We start from the raw sequence: 16,814 nt of genomic DNA, 5'->3' as shown, positions 1-16,814 counted from the left end.
GGTGCTCAACGATCACCCGGAGGATCGGACACAGACGCGCGAGCGAGATCCGCTGCACCGATCATGCCGGCGGCCTCGCCGAGGAGCGTGTGCCGGACCCGGGCGAGCGGGCGGTGACCCGACCCGGTGACAAGCCGGGCATAGTGCTCACGGGCGGCGTCGAGGAACAGCGGAGCGGAGCTGCCCACGCCGCCGCAGATCACGATCAGATCCGGATCGAACACGTCGGCGACCGTGGCGAGCCCAACCCCGAGCCACTTCGCGAAGTCCGCGAACGTGGCCAAGGCCAGTGGGTCGCCGTCTTCCGCGGCGGCCGCGATCCGGCGTCCCGTCAGCGCCCCCGGATCGACCGCGACGTCGCGGGCGAGGACCGTCGACGCGGACGGGTCGGCGGCCAACAATTCGAGCGCTGTCTCGACCAGCGCGGTCCCGCTGCAGTATCGCTCCCAGCATCCCAGCTTGCCGCACGGGCAGGCGCGACCATCGGGGACGACCTGCAAGTGCCCCAGTTCCGGTGCCACACCAAAGCTTCCACGATAGAGGCGCCCGTCGATCAGCAGCGCCGCGCCGATCCCGGTGCCGATCGCGACAATTACGACGTTGTGACCACCGGCGGCCGCTCCGAAGTGGCATTCCGCCCACGCGGCTGCGTTCGCGTCGTGTTCGAGGACGATCGGCAGGCCGAGTCGTTCCCCGAGCGAGCGTGCGACGGACGCGTCCACCCACGGCAGGTGCGGGGCGAAACGGACCGTCGTGCGGTCGGAGTCGATGAATCCGGCCACCGCGAGACCGACTGCCGCGACGTCATGCCGGTGGGCGAGTTCGCGGACCGCGCGCTCGACACCCCGTTCGAGGGCATCGGCCGAGTGCGGAGTCGGCGCGTGGGCCGAGTCGAGCACCTGTCCGTCGCCGTCGACGACGGACGCCCAGATGCTGGTGCCACCGATATCGACACCCACGGTGAGAGGTCCGGCGCTGTCCACGCCGTCGATTGTGCCCAGCCTCATGGAGGCGCGGCTACGCCGGGTCCCGCGTGTCCGACATTCTTGATCGCCACGAGCCCCTGTTCGTCACCAGTTCCTGATAGTCACGAGTTCCTGATCGTCACGTCAATCGGCACGAAGGGCGGCGCGGGGGCCGCTTCCTCGCCCATGGTCGACGTGGCCCCGTCGTGGGCGACCTGGGCGGCGTGCTCCTCGAGCGCGTTGCGCAACTCCGCGAGAAACGTCGACGCCTGGGCGGCGACATGCGTGACGAGATCGTGCTGTTCACCGCGGATCAACGCGGCAAGAGCGCACAGCGGACACCACGAGCAGCTACTGCCGGTCGGCTCACCGTCGGCCGCGCTGTCCTTGACCGCTCCGGTTGCTGCCCTCTCCAGAATCGGGTCGAGCCGGTCGAGCACGGTCTCCGCGAGGGCGCGCAGTTCGGCGACCAGTTCGGTGTGTTCTTCGGTCACTGCGGCCACACCGCCGGATCTGGGACGAAGCGCACGACCAGCTCGGTCCCGTCCAAAATCGCGTCCCGCACGACGCACCGGCGCAGCACCGATGCCAGACGCACGCGACGGCGTCTGCCGTCGGCCCCCACCAACAAGTCGTCCTCCACTCGTCCCAACGTCAATGTCCCGGAGTCGACGAGCGGAAGGTGCATCCGCATCGTGTACACCGATTCCCGGTCACCCGAACCCGATTCGAGCGCGACCAGCACCGGCGCGCGGTCGCTCCGGCAGACCTCCGACACATCGACGGCAGCCGGATAGACCGTCCGCGCGACAGCGCCGAGAGCATCCCACCCTATCGGCTCTACGGGCAGTTCGTCGGTCGAGAGGACGGTAACCCCACCCGACCCGGATCGAAATTCGGCGAGAGCGGTCTGCTGCGCCGTTCGGCGGGTGCGGTACCAGTCCGCGACACCGCTCGGGGTGCCATCCGAATCCAGCTGCGGTAGGAGCTTGTTCACGACAACTGCATCGACCCGCAGGCCCGCGAGTGCTGCTGCGGAAAGGACGCGCCGGGTCTCGGCAAATCCGACATGGTCGGCAGAGGTCACCACCCTCACCGAGGTCCGGGACCGGTCGGTCAGCAGTGTCGACACCGCCGCGGTCGCGTCGAGGAAGCGGTCGACCATCGCGACGACGAACGCCAATCGCGCGTCGGAGCCCGTCGCGGCGGTGACCCGGCGGTGCTGGGGCCAGACCCGCTCGACATACCCGGTCACCGATTCGGGAACCGTCAACGCACGCAACGCGTCCGCGGTCGGCGGACAGTCCACGACGATGACGTCCCAACGTCCCTGACTCGCGAGACGCACGATCTCCCCCAGTCCCAGCAACTCCTCGACGCCGGGCAACCCCGTCAGCTCCTCGGGGGCAAGGTCCGTGAGTTGGACTCCGTGAGCGTGCGCCCCGCCCAGTGCGAGCAGCATCGCGAGCCCACGGTAGCGCTCCTCGAGCAACGCGAGCGTGTCGACCTCGACTGCGTCGAGCCCGGCCGCGACCTGGGTCTCGGCGCCGCGTGCGACAGAGCAGTCGAGCACTTCCGACAGGGAATGTGCCTGATCGACAGACGCCAGCAGGACCCTTTGCCCCTGTTCGGCGAGCGCGACAGCCGTCGCAGCCGCAATCGTCGTCCTGCCCGCGCCGCCTTTGCCGACGAACAGCCGAACCTGTGCGCCGCGGGCGGGGTCGGTGGCGTTCAGCCCTCCACCCGCTTCTTCAGTTCCTTGAGCGCCGTGTCGGTGATGACCCTCTCCGCTTTGCGCTTGAACAGTCCGATCATCGGGATCGTGAGGTCGACTGTCAGCTCGTAAGTCACCCGGGTTCCGCCGTCATCCTCGCGCTCAAGCGTGTACGAACCCGACTGCGCCTTCTGGATCTCGCCGGAGACGAGCTCCCAGCGGACGGACATCCCGTCCGGCGCCCATCGGTACTTCAGAACATAGGTGTCCTTGACCATGCCGGCGTCGAGCACGAACCTGACCTCTTCGGCCCGCCCACCGGGACCGGGCACGAGAACCTCGACGGATTTCGCCGCCTCCACCCACAGCGGGTACGAGTCGAAGTCGGCGATCACACCCATCACCCGCTCGGCGGGTGCGTCGATGGTGATCGACCGTTTGGTCTTCTCGGCCATACCTCGAACGCTTCCTTTCAGAACAGCTCGCAGCGAGCGGGAGCGACGCAACGTGCGTCTCACCGCACCTTCATCTCACACGATTCCGGGGCGGAACGCACAATTCTCTACTCGGGCGGCCCGTTTCTCTACTACTCGGGCGGCTCGCCCGCGGGACGACCGGCCTCTAGCTGTTTCTTGAGCTCGAAGGTCATCACCTTGCCTGCGATACGCCGAGCGTGGTTCATGGCAGCGAGGTCGAGGGACGCCAACGCGTGGGGGCTCACTCCGGTCGGTTCGGCGTGCAGGAAGTAGTGGACGATCGTGCCGTCCATCACAGGCTCGAGCCACACTTCCATCGTCCCGGTCAGCGGCCCTGCGACGGTCCATCGGATCCCCTTCTCCGCGCGATCCTCGCGCACGTCGAGAGCGAGGTCCGGCCACCAAGCACGCCAACGAGCGGGCACGGACACGCGGGCAGCCACCTTCTCCGGGGCTGCGGCTACGAAAGTCTGGTCGGAGACCTGAATGCTGCTCACTCCCACAGCTTCACACATTGGGTCCAGCGCTGGTGATCTGGACTACACCGCTTTGCGGACCGATTTCGACAACCTGCAGGTAGGTGGCGGTGCCGTGGATCACGACGCGGCGGTCTATCGTGAGGACCAGCAAATCCTACTCGCCAGTATCTGCAGTACCGGAGGTTGTCGTGTCCGAGTTCAGCGTTCCCGCCACATTCACCATTCCGGAGGACGCATCCGCGGTCGACTCCGTCTTCGACCACGCGCAGACGAAGCCCGGGCACATCGTCTACCGGCGATTGGTGAACGGTTCATGGACCAACGTCAGCGCTGGTGAGTTCGCCGATCAGGTGACCGCCGTCGCGAAGGGCTTGATTGCCGACGGCGTCCAGCCCGGCGACCGGGTCGCGCTCATGTCCGCAACGCGCTACGAATGGCAGCTGATCGACTACGCCATCTGGGCGGCCGGTGCGGTCACGGTGCCCATCTACGAGACGTCTTCGGCCGACCAGGTGCGCTGGATCCTCGAGGACTCCGGAGCGGTCGGCCTGATAGTCGAGACAGATAAGCACTCGAAGACGGTCGCCGAAGTCGCCGAGGCCGCACCGGATCTGCGTGGAGTACTCCAGATCGAGTCCTCGCAGCCCGGCGGGGGTGCCGTCGCCATCCTGACCGCGCGCGGCGCCGACATCTCCGATGACGAGGTCCGGGCCCGCGTGCAGGGTTTGAAGGCCGCCGATCCCGCGACGCTCATCTACACCTCCGGTACCACCGGACGCCCGAAGGGCTGCCAGCTCACCCACGCGAACCTCATCGCCCAGTCCAAGAGCATCATCGCGTCGTCGCTCGGCGGTCTGCTCACCACGCCGGGTGCGAGCACGCTGATGTTCCTGCCCCTCGCACACGTCCTTGCGCGCGCGGTCAGCATTGCCGCCTTCGACGCCGGTGCTTCGGTCGGCCACACCAGTGACATCCCGAACCTGGTCCCGACCTTCGCAGAGTTCAAGCCCGATTTCATCCTGTCGGTCCCGCGCGTTTTCGAGAAGGTCTACAACAGCGCTCGGCAGAAGGCACGCAGCGAGGGTAGGGGCAAGATTTTCGACGCGGCCGCAGCTACGGCCGTCGCGTGGAGCGAGGCGCAGGACAAGGGCGGGCCGGGCCTGTTGCTGAACCTCAAGCACGCAGTGTTCGACAAGCTCGTCTACTCGAAGCTGCGGGCCGCGCTCGGCGGCAAGTGCCAGCTCGCCATCTCCGGCGGCGCGCCGCTGGGCGCCCGACTGGGCCACTTCTTCCGCGGGATCGGCATCACGATCTACGAGGGCTACGGCCTGACCGAGACCACAGCCGCCGTCGCCGTCAACACGATCGGCAACCAAAAGGTCGGCACGGTCGGAAGACCGTTGGACGGCAACGCCGTTCGCATCGCCGAGGACGGCGAGATCATGCTCCGCGGCCCGGTCGTGTTCTCCGGTTACTGGCACAACGAGGCGGCGACGAAGGAGGCGATCGAGGACGGTTGGTTCCACACCGGCGACCTCGGCACGGTCGACCCCGACGGCTACATCAGCATCACCGGCCGCAAGAAGGAAATCATCGTCACCGCGGGAGGCAAGAACGTAGCGCCGGCGCAACTGGAGGACCACCTGCGGGCGCACCCGCTCATCAGCCAGGCGATCGTGGTCGGTGATCAGAAGCCGTTCATCGGCGCGCTCATCACCATCGACGCCGAGGCCCTGCCGGGCTGGAACGAGCGCAATGGTAAGCCGGCCGCAACCGCGGTCGCCGAGTTGCTGGCCGACGCCGATCTCAATGCCGAGATCGACGAGGCCGTCGCAGAGGCCAACAAGCTCGTGTCGCAGGCCGAGGCGATCAAGAAGTACCGCATCCTGCCGGTGGACTTCACCGAGGAGACAGGCGAACTCACCCCGACCATGAAGCTCAAGCGCAACGTGGTGCATGAGAGCTTCGCCGACGACATCGCCTCTCTGTACGCAAAGTAGGACACCACGCAGCGGTCGTCGTGACACCCGGATTCCGGGAGTTGCGGCGACCGTTGCGTTTTCGGCTGAACGCAAGTTCCTCGTGGTATCGACCCACGTGGGGGGACGCAGCCTCGGACCGGGGGTCACCCACCCGAGGCCGATGGTGGCGTGAACGGCGCCGGCAGCCAGGCAGGCGGGAACGCCCGGGCCGGGCTCTGCCGGCCGAGCGTTCCAAGTAACCTGTTGCCCACCAAACGGATCCGGAGCACGTTCCGACACGCGACGTGTATTCAGGTGCTCGCCCCGACCTCCGGTTGATCCTCCTCCGGTTGCTCCTGCTCCGGTTGATCCTTCTGGCGCGAACGGTCCCGCGCGGCCCCGATGAACATGGACCCGGCATAGATCAGCAGTGCGCCCACGACGACGGTCACCATCAGCTCCCGTTGCTGGCCGGTGATCAGAGTGTTCACATGCCCCATGTAGGGGACGCTGTACCAGACCTTCCCCCTGACCTGCTCCGGGACAACAGGATTGGTATCACGTACCGGGTTCGCGTCACCCTGCGTGACGAAGGTCCTCTCACCCTGCGAGTTCTGCCGCACCATCACGATCCGGTGAGTGACCACCTCGGGGTTGCCCGACTCCTTCTGGAACGTGATCACATCACCGGCCTCGAGCGCCACCGGATCCTCCGGCTTGACCACGATCAAAGTCCCCGGCGGATAGGTGGGCACCATCGAACCGGTGAGCACGGTGAAGGGCGTCGCCCCCGCGATCCGAGGGATCACGATCGTCAACGCGAGGATGCCCACCAGCGCCAGGAGCACCAGCCAGGAGACGATGCTCTTGACCCACCCCCACACACCGGTGTCCGACTCGACGCCCTGCACCGCATCACTCATCGGGATTCAGCTGCGAAGGTGAACGTCGCAGTGGTGCTCGCGTTCTGCTCGGCGTCCTCACCGACAGTTCCCCGCATGCACAACACCTCACTGGCACCCGGTTCGACAGTGCGCCACTCGGGTGCCTGTGCGCCGATCATCGGCCCGTCGTACACCACACTCGCCCCGGCCGGGTCACCCTCCTCCGAGCACGCGTCCTCCGATGCCACCACCGAGACTTTCAAGTCCAGAGACACACCCGGATTGGACTGATTTGCATCCTGCAACCGGTACTTCATCACCACGTCACCGGAGTTGTAGATGCTCAGCGGCGCCTGCGCGTAGTCACCCGCACCGAGACCATCCTTGCCCAACGCCTCGAACGCGTAGTCACTGACCCCCGCACTCCCGACCGCGAGATCCAAAGTGCCCGAGGAGATGGTGCCCGGGTTCAGGGTCTGCGTCTGACCCCACAAAGCACCGGTCCCCAGTGTGGGCCAGAACGCCACGCCGACAATCGCTGCACCGCCGATCGCCAGCCATCGAGTCTTGTTCGACATATCCCTACACCTGCCTGAGAGTGACGTTGAAATTGGACAGGTCGACCTGAACGTTCTGCGCCGCATCACCGTCGGTGTCCGCCGCGAAAGTGATGATCACCTTCACGTCGACGATCGCGCCGTCCAGCGCCGGCGTAACCACCACACCCTCGGAATCAACAGGGACCGGGTCACCACCGGACGTCGCGGTGATCTTGTGATCGACCACCGACTCGAACGCCGGATCACCCGCGATGGTTGCCTCGTCGACCGCCAGGCTCGCCCGCAGATTCGTTCCCTGAGCGGTCACCTCGAAACTCGCCGTGTAGGTCAGAACGTCACCGGGAACCGCACGGAAATCGGTGACTGCGATCGGGCCGTTCTGATCCGCCCAATTCGGTGCCACCGTCTGAGTCAGGGCCAGCGCACCCGCGCCGACCGACCCGCCCCCGATACCGGTACCAGAGTTCCACGCGGCCATCGTGCCCGCTCCCCCGGCCAACAACACCGTCGCAGCACCCGCGGCAATAGCGCCTTTCAACTTCTTGTTCATGTCATGGTCAGCTTTCGTAGGACCCCGTCGGGGTAGGAGACTTCGGACCCATCACCGGAAATGCACACAGTCGGCACCACTACTGGACAAGTGCCGCGATACCCGCCGGCACACCATCAGCACTCGGATCAGCCTCGGTCTTCACCCAGCCACCCGACGATCCGACCAGATACAACTCGCCGGAATCCACAATCCACAACTCATCGGAATCCTTCGCCCACTGCACAACGGCCTTCTCACCCACCGCAATGCTCGACATCACCGAACCCGACTCGTCCGTGATCACCACCCGCGACGAAGACACCTCCGCCACGAAGCTCCCCGACGAGGACACATTCGTGATCGCCGAAGAAGACGAATCCTCCACCGATTCAACAGTGTCCGTCACGTCATCGGCAGGATCCCCCGCCGGCTCGTCAGCGGGCTCTTCGGTCGGCTCGTCTGCGGGCTCTTCCGTTGGCTCGTCGGCGGGCTCGTCGATCGGTTCGTCGGCGGGCTCGTCGATCGGCTCCTCGACGAACGGATCAGTCGACGCCAGGCTCACACTCTTCGCGGACAGGCTCTGCACGTTCTCATCGGGCGGGTTCGCGACATACCTCTCGCCGCCGTCGCACTGCGTGATAGTGACAGTCCTGGCCTGGACTCTCTGTCCACGCCACCCGGTCGACGTGTTCGGCCCGTTCACTGTGTGCACCTCGACGGTGTAATCCCTGCCGGTGTCGTTGATGTCGGCCGTATACGACGTCGCTGTGCCCACGTTCTTTCTTGTCTTGACGTTTCCATTGCTGTCCCGGCGCACAACGACCTCGTACTCGTAGTCGTCCCCCAGGGGTGTCTCCCCGAGGCTGGTCCAGGACACCTTCGCGTCATCAGCCAGCCAACCGCCCACGGTCTGGCAACTGGTGGAGGTGACCACCGGGGTCGGGTAGAAGTTCGCGTTCGCACTGAACGTACTCGCCGCGGTCGCCGTGTCGGTGAACGCGGCGGTGGTACCCGCCGCAGTCCCAACGAACGCCGTCAAACCAGCCGCACCGACCGCCATCAGGGACCGTGTCGGCGACAGCGTGCGGGTCGCGTTGACCGGCACGGCCTCCAACTCGCGTGACGAGTTGGCAGCGATGTCACTGCCCCCCATAGGGTTCGGCTCGACATCAACAGACGGCCCCACCGCGGATGTGCTACCGCCTGCCGCCGAATTCCTGCCCGCGGTGGGCCGGAACGCGATCACCATCAGACTGCCGACGAGGGCACCGCCGAGGAAGATCGCAACCGGTGTCGACAGCCACGCCACCGCGTAACCGAGCCCGGGGACACTGAAGAACACACGATCAGCCTCGCTCACCGTGTACGGAGACACGTCGGCGGCCTCGTTCGCGTCACCCTTGAGGATCAACACCGAACTGTTCGGATTGGACGAGACGATCTCCTCGACCCGGTGGGTGATCCGGGTGCCCTGCGCGTCGAGGACACTGACCACGTCACCGACGGCCAGATCTGATGCCGACACACTACGCGAGAGCGCGAGCGAACCGGTGGTGATCTCCGGCGACATCGAACCCGAACGGAAGACAAGCGGCTTGATGCCGAAGAAGAACGACGCCGCTGCGGCCAGCACACAGATCAGGCCGGCGATCGCCCCCACGTTCAGGGCGATCTCACGAATGGACAGCTTGCGATCCGATCCCATCGGATTTGGATGTGTAGTCATGATGCTCACGCCGCCGTCGCGTGGAAGCTGAACGCAACGTCTACCGACTTGCCCTCAACGCTGTTCGACGTACCCGCAGTGTCCGCCGCGTCCGGATGCAGCCTTATCTGGAAGCACACGTACTCACTCTCCCCCGGTGCCAACGTCCTCGGCTCGTCGAACGCGTCCAACGTTCCACCCTTCTCCATCCACGTAACCGGGCCGAGGTTGTTGCCACTGCACCTGTTACCCGACTCACCATTCGGCTCACCGTCCTTGAGCACAAAAACCATGTACGGAGCCAAGTCCGACGATGACGCCGTCGCCGATATCGTGTAGCTCAGCGGTGTCGTTCCCGTGTTCTGCACCGGCAACTTCGCGCTCGAGCGTTCGCCCGGCAACAGCCCCGCCTTCGACCACGCCGTAAACGCGTACGCGTCAGGGTTGCCCTGCTGACCGTCGATCTGCAGATCGATCGAACCGGTCGAGAACACCCCGGAAGTCGCCGTCGCCGTGTCACTCCAAGCCGCGAGCGTGACGATCGCGCCTAGACCGAAAACGATTCCCAGCGACGCGACCGCCCGCGGCTTACCCCCCGACATCCACGACCGCACCCGGGCACCGAACCCCGGCGGTGAACTCGAAACCTCTTGACGAGACAATGCTGTGCCCTTCCTGATCCATCTAGCCGGGGCGCCGGTGCGCCGGAGTCAGTGCTCTGTATGCGGCCGAACCTCATGTGCGGCAGCCGCGGTCGAAACCCGATGGACGCCGGCCGCCGACCCGATCGGGCCGATGACCTTCGCACCTAGGCGGGCGCCCACCCGAAACCGGGTGGGCGACTACGACTAGGAGATGGTCTGCTGCAGCGTGACACTGAACTCGCTGAGATCGGCCTGCTGCCCCTGCGCCTCGGTGCCACTCGTGTCCGGATCGAAGGTGATCGCAACCTCGACGTCGACGACCTTGTCGTTATGCTCGTCGGTGATTTCCAGGCCCTCACCACTCGGATCGAGCGCGACGCCGTCGATCGTCGCGGTGGTGTCGATTCCCAACCGGTCAGCGAGCTCGTTCCCACCACCGATCGAGCCCAGATCAGCAGTCAGAGTCGCGGACAGGTTGTTGCCCTCGGCCCCGACCAAGAAGCTCGCGCTGTAGGTGAGCACATCACCCGGCACCGCCTTGAAGGTGGTGATATCGATCGGTTCACCGCCGACCGCCCAGCCAGCCTCGCCCTCCTGAGTGAGCGACAGGCTACCGGACTGCACGCCGTCGCCGCCGACCGTCTCCGAGGCGCTCCACGCCGCCCACGTGCCCGCCCCACCGGCGAGCAGGAGTGCGGCCGCACCCGCAGCGATCGCACCCTTGGTCTGCTTGTTCATCTGATATCCCCAGCTTTCGTCGAGTCCCAATAAGGGATTTGGCGGTCGGTCTTGACCCGAATATTCGTGTCCCAAACCGAACTCAGGTTGTCGTCATCGCAACGGCCAACTCGACCCCCCAGAACCCAAGAGCGAGTTGCCCGTTCATGCGATGCGCATGATGTCTATCACAGTGAACGAGCTCGAGTCTCGAGAATCCGAGAAGTAATTGGTCATTCGTCCAACTGGAATTACCAGCTTGCATGGAGTGTCAACAGAAAACTTGGCGGTCGGTCGCGACCCGAATATTCGTGCCCTAGAGATCTGATGTCCTCGACCGCCGATCTCGATGGGCAAAGTTGATCGTGGTCTCTCGGTGCACGCGCTCGCGATCCGCCTATTCCAACAAGATTCATCTCCAAAACTATTGGCTCGGACCAACTTCGGCATCTATGCTGCGCGTCATGAAGACAACCATCAGCGCACCCGGCAGCCTCAAACGGTTGACGACTGCCATCGGCGGCGCAATCTTGGCCTTGTTCCTCGCAGCATTTGGTGCACTGGTGAATCCAGCAGCGGCCCATGCTGACCCCAGCGTGCTCGAATACTCCGCCGACAACGAGAACTGGGGCGGCTTGGAGCAGATTCCGGCCATCACCGGCCAACTCATTCCCAACGGCGAGCTGACGTCCACCTTCTACGCCAGGAACCAGACCGAGCAGGGCGGCGAGCTCCAGGTGTACCTCGGCAACTGGTCGAAGACCTCGCCGGATATGCAGGTCTATGTCCGGGTCGAGATCAACGACGCCTCCGGTGAGCTCGTGGACCTCACCGACAACTCTGCCCAGCCGGGCACCGAACTGAACGCGATCCGCGTCGAACCCGGCGAGACCGCCAAGGTGACTCTCGTGGTCGGGATGCCCGCTGAGGCAGGCAATGAGTCGCAGAATGAGTCCGTCAACCCGGCCTTCGCACTCGACTTCGAGGTCGACGACACCACACCGGGCGGGGGCAACGGGTCGGTCGACAGCCTCTTCGGGTCGCTCGGCAACATCTTCGGTTCCTAGCTCTTCCCTGACAATCGCCCCTACTATGCACGGCTTGTAGCGGTCGTCGCGACACCTGTTTTTCCGGGAGTTGCGGCGACCGTTGCGTTTTCGTGTGAACGACTAGTTCCTCGTGGCGTCGGCTCGGGTGAAGGCATGCTCCCTCGGGCGGGTCATCCATCCGAGCCCGGTTGTGTGAGCGCGGCGCCCACAGCTGGCGTTGATCCTGCACCGGGACAACACGATTAGCATCACGAACCGGTGAGAACGGTGAAGTATGCAGGCTGCCCTGTGGCGACCCGATTCTTGTCGCGACTCCTTCGGGCACGGAGTAATCAAGCCTCCGGGTTCGGGAAGCGCCCAACGGTACAAACCGGTGCACAACCTCCCGGCTAGAGCAGTCGACGGGGTGATGCACCACCCGGGGACGAGAGTGTTGGGGTACGGGTTCCCGACCGTCGCCGCACCGCCGACACACTCGAGGGTTACCAGAACGCCGCAAACCATCTGCACGGAGGAGGCGGACGAGACTCGGGGGTAGTGGGAACCTAAGCGAGCAACGACTGCAGCTTTCCGGCGAGAACGCCCCATTGCCACTCGGCCTTGACCCACTCGCGGCCCGCCGCACCCATTGCAGCAGCGCGGTCGGGATCCGAGAGCACTGTGATCACCGAGCGCGCGACCTCCCCCACCGAGGTGCCGTCAACCACGAGTCCGGTCTTGTGCTCGATGACCGTCTCCGGGGCTCCCCCAGAACGGCCGGCGATGACCGGAACACCCGTCGCCGATGCCTCGAGGTAGACGATGCCCAGTCCCTCGACGTCCAGCCCTGCACCTCGCGTGCGGGACGGCATCGCGAAGACGTCCGCGATAGCGTGGTGCGCGGCGAGTTCGGCGGCGGGAACACCACCGGTGAAGACGACATGCTCGGCCACCCCACACTCGCCGGCGAGTGCGCGCAAGCGTTCGGCATACGGGCCACCACCCACGATCACGAGGACCGCGCCGTCGATGCTCTTCCGGATTTTCGGGAGCGCGCGGATCAGCTGATCCTGCCCCTTCCGGGGCACGAGGCGCGACAGGCACAGGATCGTCGGGCGATTCCCTAGCCCGTAGCGGGCCCGCAGTTCCGCCCGCGCGGACGGATCAGGACGGAACACGTCCGTGTCGACGCCCGGCGGGAGGTGTTCGAGTGCCGCGCCGGCTCCGAACGCCGACGCGAAGCGGCCCCGTGTGTACTTGCTGACGTAGGTGACGGCGTCTGTGTGGTCGCCGATGCGACGCAGCGCCTGCCGCGCACCTGGAATCATCGACCACCCCACCTCGTGGCCGTGGGTCGACGCGACTACCCGTTGCGCTCCAGCCCTGCGAAGTGTCGGGGCGAGCAGAGCGAGCGGGGCTGCGGCCCCGAACCAAACCGCGGTGCATTCGTACTTCTCGACCAGCTTCGCCGCACGCCGTGCGACGAACGGAGTGGGCACCATCAGGGTCGTGGGATGCCGCACGACGTCGTAGGGCTGGTCGGCATCGAACCGGACGTGGCTGTCGCCACGCCAACGGGGGGCGTACACCACCAGCTCCTCCGCCGGGAGCTGGGCGGCGAAGGTGTGCAGGTACGACTGGATCCCACCAGGTCGCGGGGGAAAATCATTCGTCACCAACAGGGTTCGGCGCATGCATCCACCGTATTCGCCCAGGCCCCGGCACCTCGAGCCAGGGTCACAGCACCTGCTTGCTGACCCACGTGCTCCAAGAATGAACCAGTTCGTCGGCGCTCATGCCGAGCACTTCGTGGATTCGGTCGTCGAACTGGGCCGCTGTCATCTCTCCCTGCGCCAGGTCACGGTACATCTCCCCGAGTCGAGCCTCCCCGTACTCGCTCGCGACGAAAATCGCCAGAGACCAGGCTGATTCGTAGGCCAGGCGGGCGGTGTCACCACCGGCGTGGAAGTCCTTGTCCGTGGGAAGTGACGTCGGAGGCGCGCCCGCGGCCACCGACGCTGCAAGGGTCGGCGCGACAGCCCCGAACGTCGACTCGATACCGCGGTAGCCGACGTAATCCGCGTAGCCCTCGAGAATCCACATCGGTGATCCGTCCTCGGTGACCACGCGTGCGGCGACGTGGGTCAGTTCATGCCGCAGCACGGCGACTCGGGTGATGTCGGTAAGGCGGTCGGCCGACTCCGGGCTGAACACGATCCGCTGCCCGGACACGGTCCCCGACCGACGGTCGACGGCGTCCGAAACCGCCACCGCCGCGACGTCCGAACCGCTGTAGGACGTTCCCACGAGCGACTCGAACTCCGCCTCGGAAGCTGCGACGAACACGACGGCGCGGCGCGGCCAGTCCTCACCCCATACCTGGCTCACCTCGTCGACCGCGTCAGCGAGTTCAGTGGCGATCAGATCGACCATCTCGGATTGCGCTGGATGGCCGAGGACGACCGATGACCGTCCGTCGGCACCGGGCACATCACGTACGACAACTGGCCCGAAATCCCAAGGTCCTCGCCAGGTTTCGCGTTGGGAACCGGGAAGACCGGAGTCGCTGACAAGCTTCCACGTGTCCCCCCGTCGTGCCAGGACGAGCGCCACTGGCTTGCGTGTCGGCTGGGTGTCCGCGCCAGCGATCGCATAGCGGAGGTACACCGTCGGTGCCCACACGTCGGACGCTCCGAGTTCGTCGGCCAGTTCGGGAGGGACAGGTTGCTCGGGTTCGGATCCGATGTCGTACCCGAATTCGGAGAACGGAACCTGTGCGGCGTTTTTCGCGCGCCGGATCTCCGCGTCGAGGAAACCTGGTGTGGCCGCAGGATCGAAAAGGTCCGGCAGTGCAGCGGTATCACCCGAACGCACCGCCCGGGCCCACTGGTCGAGCACTTCCTGAGCGCCGACGCGTCGACCGTCCTCGTACGGATTGCCGATCGACGTGGCACCGCCCACGCCGGGCTCCCCGGGACGATGGTCGAATGCGGTCAGCGAGAGCACGAGCGCGACCGCGACCGCGAGACCTGCCAGGGCCACCCATTCCCACCGACGCACACGCCGCTTCGGCGCGGGACTCGGAGGGTGATGGTCGGCCGACACGTCCGACAGTGTAGGAGTCGCTCACCCCGAAAGGCCCGCGACCCGTTGGATCGGGGGTACCGGACCGATCCACCGCTGGCGCATCGGATGAATACCGGGGCCTCGTTTCGTGCTCAGTAGCGGCGAGCGCCGTAGAACGGCATCGCTGCCATGGGAGCTACCTTGACCGGCGTGCCATACGTCGACGCGTGCAAGACGTAGCCGTCGCCGGCATAGATGCCGACGTGCGATGCGTCCTCGTAGAAGGCCACGATGTCGCCGGGCTGCAGTTCGCTCTTGTCCACGGGCACGCCGCCTTGCACCTGTGCCTGACTCGACCGCGGCAGGGTCTTGCCGATCTGCTGGTAGGACCACACCACCAGGCCCGAACAGTCGTAGGCGTCCGGCCCGGTCGCCCCCCAGCTGTAGGGCTTGCCGACCTGGGTCAATCCAGCCTGTAGAGCCTCGGACCCCGATCCCGGAGGGAGGTTCGCAAGGATGCGTTCGGCGTCGATCCCGGGTGGGAACGTCGTGCCTGCCAACTGCGCGCGCTCGGCATCGGTGAGCCGGTCGAACGCCTGCATGACCGAGTCGATCTGGGTCTGCAGTTCACTCTGCTTGTTCTGCAGTTCGTCGCTCACGCGCTTGGCCTCTTCGGTGGCCGCGCGCGCCGCATCCGCAGATTCCCGCGAAGCCTCGGCGGCCGCCTCGGCGTCGGATGTGGCCTGCTTGAATTGCGCGACCGCCTTCGACGTCTCGTTGGAGATCGCATCGAGCGCCGTCATCTGGTCCAGCAGCTGCTGCGGCGAATCGCTGACCATGATCGCGAACAGGCGGTTGGTGCGGGCACCCTGATAGTTCGCCGCTACGAGCTTGTTCACGACGGGGCGAAACTGGTCCATACCGGCCTGCGCGGCGGCGAGCGCCTCCTGGTCGCTGGCGAGTCGAGCCTCGGCGTCGCGCTGCGCCGCCTGCTTGTTGTCGAGTTCGATCTGCGCGTCGTGCAGGGCCTCGGTGGTCTGCTCGGACTCGCGCGACAGTTCAGCGAGTTGCTCCAAAGCGGCGGTCGGATTGTTCAGGACAGGATCCGCCCCGGCCGAGGAGGCGGGCAGTCCCACGATGGTCAGGGAGAGCACTCCCGCCGCCAGGGCGGTACACATCGAGCGCTTCATATTGAGCGACGGCTTACGGTCGAACACAGTTGCGCGACTCTCCGTTTCTGCATTCGTCTCCACCGCGCACCAGCGATGGACTCCGGAAGGTCTCGAATAGGTTACGGAATCCCGTTTGTCCGTGTCTACCCGAAAGTTGGGTTTCTAGCCGAGAGTTTCGGGTTTCCAGCCGAGCGTTGAGCACCCACGATGAACAACCCACCGCGCGCGCCGGGCGGATCCAACCCAGGTCGGACCCGCCCGATGCGTGAATCCCCTACGAATCACACGTAACGACGTGCACCGTCGAACGGCATCGCCGAGACCGGCGACATCTTGACCGGCTGCCCCGACGTGGAGGCGTGGATGACGTTTCCGTTCCCGGCGTAGATGCCCGAGTGGCCCCCGCCGTAGAACGAAACCACGTCGCCGACCTGAAGGTTGTTCTGCGAGACCGGAACGCCCACGGCGGCCTGGTCGTAGCTGGTGCGAGGGAGGTCCAGCCCGGCCTGCTTGTAGGCCCACTGCACCAGACCCGAGCAGTCGAAGGCGTTCGGGCCGGCCGCACCGTACACGTAGGGGGCACCGAGCTTGGTTTCGGCGGCCTTGACAGCCCTTTCCGCGGTGCTGGTGACGGGCGCCTGCGGAGCCGGGGCGGGAGTGACTGGGGCAGCCTGGGCTGGGGCGGGATTTCCTGTGTCCATGCCCTGGCCGAGCGCGGGGGCGAAGGTCGCGATCGCGTCGTCGACCTGTTTCTGGGTGACACCCGGGATTTCGATCGGGCCGACGCCGGGGACGCTGATCGGTTCGGCGAGTGCGGGTGCCGCGGAGGCCGAGACAGCTCCGACGGCGAGTGCGCCGGCGACGGCTGCGCGTTGTGCTGAACGTTTGAAAGCTTTTGACGCCACGGTAAA

General features: G+C 65.8%; 17 protein-coding genes. 2 read left to right on the top strand and 15 right to left on the bottom strand.

Annotation, left to right across the window (positions count from 1 at the left end; genetic code table 11):
- Positions 1 to 5 precede the first annotated feature (5 nt).
- The 5 genes from EGT50_RS03465 to EGT50_RS03445 form a co-directional block, all read right to left on the bottom strand.
- On the bottom strand, positions 6 to 1,007 hold the full coding sequence (locus EGT50_RS03465; RefSeq protein WP_127951155.1) for an ROK family protein: 1,002 nt from the start codon (positions 1,005 to 1,007) through the stop codon (positions 6 to 8).
- Positions 1,008 to 1,087: 80 nt separating this feature from the next.
- The gene (locus tag EGT50_RS03460) at positions 1,088 to 1,459 is read right to left on the bottom strand and encodes a hypothetical protein (RefSeq protein WP_206615709.1); all 372 of its coding nucleotides are present in this window, start codon (positions 1,457 to 1,459) and stop codon (positions 1,088 to 1,090) included.
- Positions 1,456 to 2,661: an ArsA family ATPase gene (locus EGT50_RS03455; RefSeq protein WP_206615741.1), complete on the bottom strand. Its 1,206-nt coding sequence runs from the start codon at positions 2,659 to 2,661 to the stop codon at positions 1,456 to 1,458. The genes EGT50_RS03460 and EGT50_RS03455 overlap by 4 nt, the downstream gene beginning before the upstream one ends.
- Before the next feature lie 35 nt (positions 2,662 to 2,696).
- Positions 2,697 to 3,134 (bottom strand): SRPBCC family protein, encoded by a 438-nt coding sequence (locus EGT50_RS03450; protein ID WP_127951153.1) that lies wholly within the window; start codon positions 3,132 to 3,134, stop codon positions 2,697 to 2,699.
- Positions 3,135 to 3,265: 131 nt separating this feature from the next.
- Entirely contained in the window at positions 3,266 to 3,652 is a 387-nt protein-coding gene (locus tag EGT50_RS03445) for a polyketide cyclase / dehydrase and lipid transport (protein ID WP_127951152.1), read from the bottom strand.
- Between the two features lie 170 nt (positions 3,653 to 3,822).
- Between EGT50_RS03445 and EGT50_RS03440 the strand changes: the two genes are divergently transcribed.
- On the top strand, positions 3,823 to 5,634 hold the full coding sequence (locus EGT50_RS03440; protein WP_127951151.1) for an AMP-dependent synthetase/ligase: 1,812 nt from the start codon (positions 3,823 to 3,825) through the stop codon (positions 5,632 to 5,634).
- A 272-nt stretch (positions 5,635 to 5,906) separates the two neighbouring features.
- Here the strand turns inward: EGT50_RS03440 and EGT50_RS03435 are convergent, their stop codons facing one another.
- From EGT50_RS03435 to EGT50_RS03405, 6 genes are all read right to left on the bottom strand, one after another.
- Positions 5,907 to 6,518, bottom strand: a complete 612-nt coding sequence (locus EGT50_RS03435; protein WP_127951150.1) for a signal peptidase I — start codon at positions 6,516 to 6,518, stop codon at positions 5,907 to 5,909.
- The gene (locus tag EGT50_RS03430; RefSeq protein ID WP_127951149.1) at positions 6,515 to 7,057 is read right to left on the bottom strand and encodes a hypothetical protein; all 543 of its coding nucleotides are present in this window, start codon (positions 7,055 to 7,057) and stop codon (positions 6,515 to 6,517) included. The genes EGT50_RS03435 and EGT50_RS03430 overlap by 4 nt, the downstream gene beginning before the upstream one ends.
- Positions 7,058 to 7,061: 4 nt before the next feature.
- Positions 7,062 to 7,589, bottom strand: coding sequence for an alternate-type signal peptide domain-containing protein (locus EGT50_RS03425; RefSeq protein WP_127951148.1), 528 nt, complete (start codon positions 7,587 to 7,589; stop codon positions 7,062 to 7,064).
- Positions 7,590 to 7,668: 79 nt separating this feature from the next.
- Positions 7,669 to 9,297 (bottom strand): signal peptidase I, encoded by a 1,629-nt coding sequence (locus tag EGT50_RS17135; RefSeq protein ID WP_235870529.1) that lies wholly within the window; start codon positions 9,295 to 9,297, stop codon positions 7,669 to 7,671.
- 5 nt (positions 9,298 to 9,302) lie between these two features.
- The gene (locus EGT50_RS03410; RefSeq protein ID WP_235870528.1) at positions 9,303 to 9,938 is read right to left on the bottom strand and encodes a SipW-dependent-type signal peptide-containing protein; all 636 of its coding nucleotides are present in this window, start codon (positions 9,936 to 9,938) and stop codon (positions 9,303 to 9,305) included.
- 186 nt (positions 9,939 to 10,124) lie between these two features.
- Positions 10,125 to 10,658: an alternate-type signal peptide domain-containing protein gene (locus EGT50_RS03405; protein WP_127951147.1), complete on the bottom strand. Its 534-nt coding sequence runs from the start codon at positions 10,656 to 10,658 to the stop codon at positions 10,125 to 10,127.
- 443 nt (positions 10,659 to 11,101) lie between these two features.
- Here EGT50_RS03405 and EGT50_RS03400 point away from each other — a divergent pair, with 443 nt between their 5' ends.
- On the top strand, positions 11,102 to 11,704 hold the full coding sequence (locus tag EGT50_RS03400) for a hypothetical protein (RefSeq protein WP_127951146.1): 603 nt from the start codon (positions 11,102 to 11,104) through the stop codon (positions 11,702 to 11,704).
- A 527-nt stretch (positions 11,705 to 12,231) separates the two neighbouring features.
- Here the strand turns inward: EGT50_RS03400 and EGT50_RS03395 are convergent.
- The 4 genes from EGT50_RS03395 to EGT50_RS03380 all read right to left on the bottom strand — a co-directional run bounded on the left by EGT50_RS03395 (position 12,232) and on the right by EGT50_RS03380 (position 16,808).
- Positions 12,232 to 13,359, bottom strand: a complete 1,128-nt coding sequence (locus tag EGT50_RS03395) for a glycosyltransferase family 4 protein (protein WP_127951145.1) — start codon at positions 13,357 to 13,359, stop codon at positions 12,232 to 12,234.
- A gap of 43 nt (positions 13,360 to 13,402) precedes the next feature.
- Complete coding sequence (locus EGT50_RS03390) at positions 13,403 to 14,701, bottom strand: peptidase MA family metallohydrolase (RefSeq protein ID WP_408014595.1); 1,299 nt, start codon at positions 14,699 to 14,701, stop codon at positions 13,403 to 13,405.
- A gap of 182 nt (positions 14,702 to 14,883) precedes the next feature.
- Positions 14,884 to 15,909, bottom strand: coding sequence for an NlpC/P60 family protein (locus tag EGT50_RS03385; protein ID WP_235870526.1), 1,026 nt, complete (start codon positions 15,907 to 15,909; stop codon positions 14,884 to 14,886).
- Positions 15,910 to 16,184: 275 nt separating this feature from the next.
- Positions 16,185 to 16,808, bottom strand: coding sequence for a C40 family peptidase (locus EGT50_RS03380; protein WP_127951144.1), 624 nt, complete (start codon positions 16,806 to 16,808; stop codon positions 16,185 to 16,187).
- Positions 16,809 to 16,814 lie beyond the last annotated feature (6 nt).

The sequence above is a fragment of the Rhodococcus xishaensis genome (genome assembly GCF_004011825.1).
Classification (GTDB): domain Bacteria; phylum Actinomycetota; class Actinomycetes; order Mycobacteriales; family Mycobacteriaceae; genus Prescottella; species Prescottella xishaensis.
This window is presented reverse-complemented; position numbering and strand designations above follow the sequence as displayed.